A 9,001-nucleotide genomic window follows, 5' to 3' on the forward strand; every position below is an offset into this window, starting at 1 on the left:
GAGTGGTATAAATAACATGTATAAAAATGTACCGGAGCAAAATAGGCAGTACTTAATAAAATAGGCTTCAATTTTGAATATTTTTGTTCAACAACAAAAATACCAAAATAATACATTTATGGCTATTTACGTTTTGCTTTAATGGTTTCACAATAACGTTCAACAATTTCAGGGAAATCACTGAATTCATAGCGTCCGTTTTCTATGTCTTTCACCAAGGCTTTATCTTCGTGAAATAGTTTTGTGCAGGTTTCAAAACTATCCATGTTATAGTTGTACCACCTGAAATCCATTAAAACCATATAATGTGGAACTTCTATTATCTCCGATTCAATACCGGTATTCTCTATTTTGGTGGTTACAAAATAGTACAGCGGATAAATGTTGTTGGACAAACGAAGAACAAAGTTGCCGTTTTTAGATGGAAAAATACTTAATTGAATATCGTCGCGACTTTCGAAAGTAGCTCGTCCATTTTCGGTGTCCATAAAAAAACCACTTATAACTCCCGGTTTGAAGGATTTCTTTTTACCTCCGGCATCAATGAATTTTACCTCGCTTTGAAGTTTAAGGATGTTTTCCTTTTTTATACTGGCTGCAATGGTATCGTTATTTAAACTAATAATACCACCATTCACATAGCCCTTTTTTTGTTTATTAATGCTCCCGTAAGACATTGATAGATAGATAAAGATACTGAGGAGTAGAGAGGTTGTTTTCATGATTCTGTTTGTTTTGTTGAATATAGCTTTTACTTGGTAGAAAAAAAAGCCGGGTTACATATTTTCTATTGGTTTTCTAATTCTCTGTTCTGTTTTACTTTTAATTTTTGTTCTTTGGAAGGTTGACTTTGGGCAGAGTTTTGTTTCTGAATTTAAGTTCTTGCAATAAAATGGTGAATAATAGGAGAAACTTTTGTTGGGTTAGATTTTTCGATTCTGAATATTGATCTGTGGATTACAAAAATTAAAAGAAAACCTGTAAACACAGGTTTTCTTTTAATTCAATATCAAAACTTATTCTGATAATTGTCCGTAAACATTTAATTCCGCTAGGAAAGTGTAATTGTTTGGACCTTCAAGTGCAACAAATTTGAAATATCTTGCCTCTGGTAAAAATGGCAATGGGAATAACTGAACATCGTCAATCTGAGAATTGAAATCGAAAGTTCCCTGATCGGTAAAATTTTCGCCATCATTACTTGTTAAGATCTGGAATTTGGTGTGTCCTCCGCCATTTCCCTGCCTCCGGGCACAATCAACAGCTAACATTCTAACGGTTGTATTCATGTCAATTGTAATGTAGTGTGGATAATCAGGCGATGATGTAGACCATGCAGTATGCCAGAAGGTATTAATATCACCATCGAATGCAGCCGTTACATAACCGTTTACAGGTCCTTCTCCACCTGCTTCTTCCGATGAGAAATCGATAATATCCCAGCTAGAACGGTCAAGTTTTGATGCGACCTGTCCGTAAACATCCATTTCTGCCAAAAATGCAAAGAAATTAGAACCCGCTGTTGCCGTATATTTAATGTAACGAGCCATTGGCAGGTTAGGTAGTTGGTACGATTGACTATCCATGTTTGGATCGTAATCGAAGCTTCCCTGATTTACATAGTTAACCCCGTCTAAACTTGTTTCGATTGTGAAACGTGTTTGACCACGGCTATCGCCCTGTCGTCTGAAGAAGTCCAGGCGGTTGATCTTCACAACATCTTTCATGTCAACGGTGAAAAAGTGTGGATAATCCGGACTTCCTCCGTTCCACTGGGTGTGCCAGAATGTACCAAGGTCTCCGTCTATTGCCGCCGATGCCAATCCGTTAGGAGCACCCTCAGCAGGTTCTTCAGTCGAAAAGTCAATAATTTCCCAACTGCTGTTGTCAATTTTCACTCCTTCAAATTCAATAAACAAGGGTAAAGTTGTTGTTTCAGATGGAGACGCAAATGTGTCAATCGCATTTTCTTCAGGAATATAAAATGATTTATACGACATTGTTCCTTCCGATTCCCAACCTCTGATTACGGTCTGGTCATCTTCAGGAAGCACCATTTTGGTCACCGGTTGTCCCTCCATATTATTGTATGTCAGTTCAACACCAGTATTACCATTTTGGGCTGTCGACCATGCAATAATAAGCGAGTCTATGGTTCCGCCACCTTCAATACTTACTATTGAACGATTGGTAAGTCCAGAGATGTATTTTGTATCGTATGACGATCCGGTAACTTGTTCCTTTATCGATCGGTTACCATTGCGGTCAACCGTATAAATTTTGAAGATATACGATTTCTCTTCCAAATTGTTGATCATAAATTCAACAGAATCGAGAGGAACATTAGGTGCAATGTCAATGGTTTGAGAATCTGCACCATTATTCCATTCTACAATACATTTGGTTACATTAACTGCATTTAGCATATAATACTTAAGTCCAATCCTGTTTTGACCTGCAAAAGTCTGAATCAATAAAGGTTTGGCAGCATAAATAATATCACCGTCTTCCAGGTATTGGCTATGAATATCTTCCATATCCTGGCAAGCATTAAAAAGCATTGCAATACCAAAAATGAAAGTTAAAAATATAGTTGTTTTTTTCATTTTGTATCTTTTAATTATTCTTCTATTACTTGTCCCCAAAATGTTATTTCAGCAAAGTGAGAGAATCCGGTTCCTCCCCAGGTCTCATTCACTACAAGCCTGATGTAGCGTATTTCAGGATCTTCCAATGTAAACGAAAACTCATCGCCATTCTTTAAATGTTCCTGGTCTTCGGCAGCTGTTCCGCCCTGTTCGCTTGGTTTAATCGAAATACAACCGTTGTTGTAAGGTGGTGCAGCTACCCGCAATGGAATCCATTCAGCCAGATCGCCGTCCTGGGATGGGGCTTCTTTTCGTCCGTAAACATCGAATAATCGGAAATTGCCATGTGCATAAGGGAAACCTTGTCTTTGAACCAATCTAAAACGACTTAAACGAGCAACAACTCCGAGATCAACCGACCAGATTTGGGGCCAACCATCGTCACCGGCATAGGTATGGTTAAAGGTATTAATATCATTGTCAAATGAATATTCATATTTTCCTTCCCATGCATTCCATCCGGATGGAACATCATTATCCAGTTCCAGCTGTACAAATTTATCTTTATCTAACAGTTCTTCGAACAGAGGAGTAACAACCATTTTTATTGTATCGGAATAGTTGTCCCAACGATCGCGCACTACAATTGCAAATTCCTTTTCTTCAGGTGCAAACCCCCGAACCGTGTACAAACCCTCGGTTACACCTGAGAATACTGTTTCTACCTCTGATAAAACACCCGTTGAATCGGTAGCCAGAATTTTAAATGCCAAAGGGGCATTATTATCATTTTGCCAGCGGTATTGTACACCGCCAAAATCAGCAATCATTTCAATGGTATTACTAACTGCATGTACATCTGGTAGTTCAGGATTAACTTTTACCGTTACAGGAGTCGATTCATTTTCGCTTCTGTCAACAGCGGTTAGCGTTACCGTTTTTTCGTTGGTATCACCAAATCCTTCAACCAATAAAGAGTTAATGTAATTTGAGCTTTTCGATTCCACTTTTGTGCCACTTGCCAAGGTATATTCTGCTTTTACATAAAGTAAATCATCATCATTTGGCAAGGTATACGTAATCATTGCTGATCCTGGTAAATTTGTAACCTGAGGATCGCTAATTGGCCCCGGTGGATTTGAATCTTTAAACAAAGGCTCTTTTTCAATTTCCTCGCATCCACTAAAGATGCTGAGTACTCCGGTTATTGCTAATAGAAATATTAATCTTTTCATCTTTTAATTCTTTTTATGAATTAGAAATATTGATTACCAGCCTGGATTTTGTACCAGGTTCGGATTTTTAATAATCTCACTTTCCCTTATAGGCCACAGGTAATCTTTAAAACTATACGATGGAGTAAATATCGTAGTTACATTGTAGAAGCCAAGTCCTTTGGCGGTAATGTCCCAACCGCGAATTGGTTCGTTCATGTATTTTTCTGCATCTTTCCAGCGACGTAAATCCCAAAAACGTTGTCCTTCGAAAGCCAATTCGATTAAACGTTCCTGTTTAATTATCTCTCTCATTCCCTCTTGGGTAGATGGTTTATCAGGCGAGGTTGAGTGGTTTGCCCAACTTTCAACTACACCCGGTAATCCGGCTCTTTCACGAACCAAATCGATGTATTCATAAACTTGTGCATCGGGTGCACTTTTTACTTCGTTTAATGCTTCCGCATACAGAAGATATAAATCAGCCAGACGAATGATTGGGAAAGGATATTCATAGTAAGCTACCAGATTGTTTGCATTTAAGGCCGTACCCGGATGGATGAGTTTTTTTACAAAATAACCCGTTGCCGAAAACTCGCCCTGGTTACGTTTTGTTGCCAACTCTCCTAAGCGGGTTTGAACGTAATAATAAGTTGGATCTAAAAAGTAAGTTCCGCGGTCGAAAGCAATATTGGCATAAAATCGTGCTTCGCGATCGAAATGCAATACAGCTGTTTGCTCACCTGAACGAACGTAATCATTTTCATTAGTTACCGCAGTTCTCAGTTCATAACGGTTTTGATAATCGTAGTCAGCGTCTTCATCGATTGGAACTCCGTTTTTGGTGTAAAATAGTTCAGCCATACGCAAAGTAGCAGCATAAAACTGGCTCACCGGATTGGATGAAGTTACAGATATTAGCAATGGCACGCACATGCGCTGATAGCCTTGTGAGAACGTAAAATTGGTTGATCCCCAAAGTACTTCCGGACTATTTCTTTCGCTTATTACCGAACGGATAATTGATTCGCGTTTGATGGCATCCGAAATGTCGGTTTTTGTCTTATATTCATTTAGCAAAGAATGGTTGGCTGCAAGGGCTGTATCAATTGCAGCTTTGGCTGCATCGGCGGCCAGCTGCCATTTATTTGCATCGTATGATTGATTGAACAATGCTATACCCCTGTTATCTACCACCGATGAATAATCGGTATTCCCGTTAAACAGTGGACTGGCAGCTGTTGCCAATACCCGTGCTTTCATAGCCAATGCAATAGGACGTGTAATACGTCCCAGTTCGGAGGCTTCTGACATAAGAGAAATCGGTAGATCAGGTGCGGCTTCATCCATAAGTTCTATAATGTAAGCAACTACATCGTCAACCGGATCGCGGTATACTTTAACATCCTCTGTTTTGGTATAAATCGGCAAGTTCTCTTTTACAATAGGAATTGGCCCATACGATTTAAATAACCAAAAATGGTAATAGGCTTTTAGGAATTTAACTTCGGCAATCCATCGTTTTTTCTCTAAATCATCCAGATCGTATGCGTTATCAATATTCTCTAAAAAGATATTGCAGTCGCGAATCGCTACGTATAATTTTTTTCCTCGTTTTTCTCCGTCCCAAAAATTAAGGTGCGGATCGTTTGTATTTTGCAAACCACGTGCAATAAGTGCTGAATTAAAATCACTTCCAACTCTCTCTTCATTAAACCACACTTCGTCACCGGAACCAATTCCCGGATTAATCCATGGGTCTCCAAAGTTTGGAATGTAGTTGTAACAAGTTGCTAAAAAACGCTCGGCCGACGTTCTGTCAACAAAGGCATCGTCAATCGTTGCTACGTTATCAGGTACTACATCTAAATAGTCCTGGCAAGAACTTGCCGAGAAGATGAGTAATAGTACTGCTAATTTAAATTTTATATTTTTCATGTCAATTTACGTTTAGGTTAGAATGATACTTGAATACCAAGGTTAACTACACGTTGCACAGGATAACCAAGTCCGTTACCTCCCATTTCAGGATCCCACATTTTAAATTTACTAAATACAAGTAGGTTTGTACCGCTAACATACAGGCGGGCATCTCTCAAACCAATTTTCTCATATAAGTTTTTAGGAAGTGTATAACCCACTTCTGCCGATTTCAATCGTAAAAAGCTACCGTTCTGCATGAACCAGGTATTTCGTTGTGTATTATTTGGCTCAGGATAATCAGATAAACGGGGCCATGTGGCGTAAATGTCGCGGTTGGCTTCCGACCAGTAACTATCGGCATATGCCTGAAGTAGCTGATTGGTTTTTTGGTAATCAGCAAACGGATCGTTATTCCATGAGTGGTTTATAAATGGAGCGGTAGCTTCGGCATCTACCCAGAAAGAAGAGCGGGCTGAACCCTGGAAGAAAATAGATGCATCGAATCCTTTGTAACCGGCAGAAAGACCAAAACCATAAATAATTTCGGGAGTGGTTGGATAACCAATAGGAACCCTGTCTTGTTCCGAAATTTTATCGTCACCATTAATGTCGCGGTATTTAATATCGCCGCCTCTTACTTCGCTACCACCAAAAGTTTGAACAGGGGAGTTAAGTACTTCGTAATCATCGACAAACAGGCGTTCGGCTATGTATCCCCATTGTTGGTCGAGTGGTTGTCCAACTCTCGATAACCATGGAGTTAAGGAGTAATCTGCTTCCTCTACTTTCTCGAATTGTCCTCTGGCATAGGTAAAGTTTCCACGCCCGGTCATCCACATGCCATTTTTAAAAATAGCGTTATAATCTACCGAAATATCGATTCCTTTACTTGAGGCTTCTCCCACGTTTGCCTTGGTATTAGCTTGTAATCCAAAGGTTGAAAAGGCCAAACGATCCATTAGGATATTGGTACGGTATTCTTTAAAGAAATCAGCCTGGATGTCAAATTTATCCCATAAACCTAACTCAAAACCAAGATTGGTTTTTGTGGCTGTTTCCCATGTAATTTGGTCGTTGGCATATCGATCGATGGATACTCCATTAATGTCGTAGGCGCCTGATGTACCCCATGCATAACCTTTGTCAGCGTTATTTAGATTAACATTTGAGAGATAGAAAAAGCGGTCTTCCGGCCTTCCAATCTGATCGTTACCAACAAGCCCGTGGGTTGCTTTAAATTTTAATTTGGTAATGGTTGAACTTAAGCCTTGCATAAATTCTTCTTTAGAAGCATACCATGCCAAACCTGCCGATGGGAAAAATCCAAATCGTTCTTTTTCCGAGAATCGCTCAGTACCATTGTATCCAAAGTTAAACTCAGCAAAATAGCGTGTGTCGTACGAATAGGTAAAACGACCAGATATTCCAAGGTTTCTGCTTGGCAGCGATGCTTGCAATGAATTTTCGTTACCCGATAAATACTGACGCATTATTCCTACCAAAAGTCCACTTATTCCGTGTTTTTCGTTTATTTCGGTATCATACATCACCGCAGCTTCAGAATAAAACGAAGACGAAATGTATTTGTTTCCTTCCTGATAATCCAAAGTTGTTCTTCCTTCGTTTGCATTTAATACTGCTAATTCATACACATCGGTTCTTGGATTATAGTCAGACACTTCGTAATAGAACGGATTTGAATTACGTCTAACATCGAAATAGGCATTTCGTGTAGTGTTGCCTAAAAACCGTGCTCTTAAACCTTCGGTAATAAATCCCAGATCTTGTTTTAATTCGAACTGAGCCAACATTAACGACTCGCTGTATTCTTTGTAACCACGAACCAATTCGGCATAAGGGTTAATAAAATTGCCACCACCATAATTTCCAAAAAGAGTATGTTGTGTATTCTGATGTGCAGCATCGGCATCGTAAACGGCAGGAAAAAGAACCGGGTTGGTACGCATTATTGCCTGATACATTTCTCTACCGCCTTGCAATGGTCCGCGATAGTCGTCGAATGTTCCGTGAACACGAACAATAGCTTCGGTACTGTTGGTAACATTAATGTTAATGTTCGAACGTATTAAATATCTTTTTAAATCGATGTTACTGCTTAATCATTGGCATCATCAACTTTTAAAATACCATTGTCTTTTGTGGCAGAAGCAGCAATGTAATAGCGCGCCACTTTTCCTCCACCCGACATGTTGATATTTAAACGCTGGTTCATGGTGCGGTCTTTTATCAACTCATCTTGCCAATCGGTTTGTGGATAAACATTACTATTTCTACCGTTAATTGTATTTTCAATTTTTGCCTGCGAATAAGGTAAAAATCCTAATGGATCTCTGGTTCTTACCGCTTCGTTATGCATTTTCATATAGGTAATCGGATCGGCAAAATCTATATTCTGTGTTGGCTGAGAGAATGAATTCTCGAAGCGGATACTAACTTTTGCTGCTCCTTCTTTTCCTTCTTTGGTAGTAACCAGAATTACTCCATTTGCACCACGTGCACCGTAAAGAGCGGTTGCTGTTGCATCTTTCATAATCGAAAAGGCTGCGATATCATCGGGGTGAAGACGACCTAAGTCTGTTGCAGTTAGCTCAATACCATCAATCAGAATTAAGGGCGATTTTGCGTATCCAAAGGTGGTAACCCCTCGAATAAAAAACTGTGCATTGTCCTGGCCCGGTTCACCGCTTCGTTGGTACGAAATTACCCCCGACATACGACCAGCCAGTGCTGTAGTTAAGTTACTTGCCGGAACACGTAGGTCTTCTGGTCGAACTGTTTCTATCGAAGCCAAAACGCTTTCCTTTTTCTGCTTTGCATATGCTACAACAGTAACATCGTCAAGTTCCTCAGTTTTGTCTAAAAGTGTAACATTAATTGTGGTTTGGCCATTAACCAGGATTTCCTGACTTTCCATACCAATAAATGAGAAAATCAATTTGTCATCAGGGGAAGCTTCAATAGTGAAGGTCCCGTCAACATCGGTAATAACCCCGCGCGGAGTTCCAAAAACGGTAATGGTTGCTCCGGGAAGTGGTACTCCATCTTTGTCTCTGATTGTACCTGTAACTTTTTTATCCTGCTGTTCGGCCGGAATAATTCTTTCCGATTCCAGTTCGTCCTGGGTTTTCTTTCTCAGAATCACCGTTTTGTCATCAATTTCATAGTAGTATCCGTGAGGTACAATGTATTTGTCCAGAATGGACTCAACGGACGATTCCCGCTCAATAACTGAGATTACTTCCAAATCCTCAAAAA

General features: G+C 39.6%; 6 protein-coding genes. All 6 read right to left on the reverse strand.

Annotated features, from left to right (window positions below):
* Positions 1-122: 122 nt before the first annotated feature.
* The gene (locus ABZB17_RS16620) at positions 123-677 is read right to left on the reverse strand and encodes a hypothetical protein (RefSeq protein ID WP_372651721.1); all 555 of its coding nucleotides are present in this window, start codon (positions 675-677) and stop codon (positions 123-125) included.
* Positions 678-1,016: 339 nt separating this feature from the next.
* The gene (locus tag ABZB17_RS16625; RefSeq protein WP_372651723.1) at positions 1,017-2,606 is read right to left on the reverse strand and encodes a DUF4998 domain-containing protein; all 1,590 of its coding nucleotides are present in this window, start codon (positions 2,604-2,606) and stop codon (positions 1,017-1,019) included.
* Between the two features lie 14 nt (positions 2,607-2,620).
* Positions 2,621-3,823, reverse strand: a complete 1,203-nt coding sequence (locus ABZB17_RS16630; protein ID WP_372651725.1) for a DUF4959 domain-containing protein — start codon at positions 3,821-3,823, stop codon at positions 2,621-2,623.
* 33 nt (positions 3,824-3,856) lie between these two features.
* A complete protein-coding gene (locus tag ABZB17_RS16635) occupies positions 3,857-5,740 on the reverse strand; it encodes a RagB/SusD family nutrient uptake outer membrane protein (protein WP_372651727.1) in 1,884 nt (627 codons plus the stop codon).
* 17 nt (positions 5,741-5,757) lie between these two features.
* Positions 5,758-7,833: a SusC/RagA family TonB-linked outer membrane protein gene (locus tag ABZB17_RS16640; RefSeq protein WP_372651731.1), complete on the reverse strand. Its 2,076-nt coding sequence runs from the start codon at positions 7,831-7,833 to the stop codon at positions 5,758-5,760.
* Positions 7,834-7,841: 8 nt separating this feature from the next.
* Positions 7,842-9,001: SusC/RagA family TonB-linked outer membrane protein (locus tag ABZB17_RS16645; RefSeq protein WP_372651729.1), on the reverse strand; the 1,160-nt coding region annotated here is incomplete at its 5' end.

Origin of the sequence: Draconibacterium sp., assembly GCF_041583095.1 — a bacterium.
Lineage (GTDB): Bacteria > Bacteroidota > Bacteroidia > Bacteroidales > Prolixibacteraceae > Draconibacterium.

Excerpts from the sequence above, each read along its gene's own strand:
- ABZB17_RS16620 (WP_372651721.1), bottom strand. The coding sequence starts at position 677 with ATGTCTTACGGGAGCATTAATAAACAAAAAAAGGGCTATGTGAATGGT.
- ABZB17_RS16625 (WP_372651723.1), bottom strand. The coding sequence starts at position 2,606 with ATGAAAAAAACAACTATATTTTTAACTTTCATTTTTGGTATTGCAATG.
- ABZB17_RS16630 (WP_372651725.1), bottom strand. The coding sequence starts at position 3,823 with ATGAAAAGATTAATATTTCTATTAGCAATAACCGGAGTACTCAGCATC.
- ABZB17_RS16635 (WP_372651727.1), bottom strand. The coding sequence starts at position 5,740 with ATGAAAAATATAAAATTTAAATTAGCAGTACTATTACTCATCTTCTCG.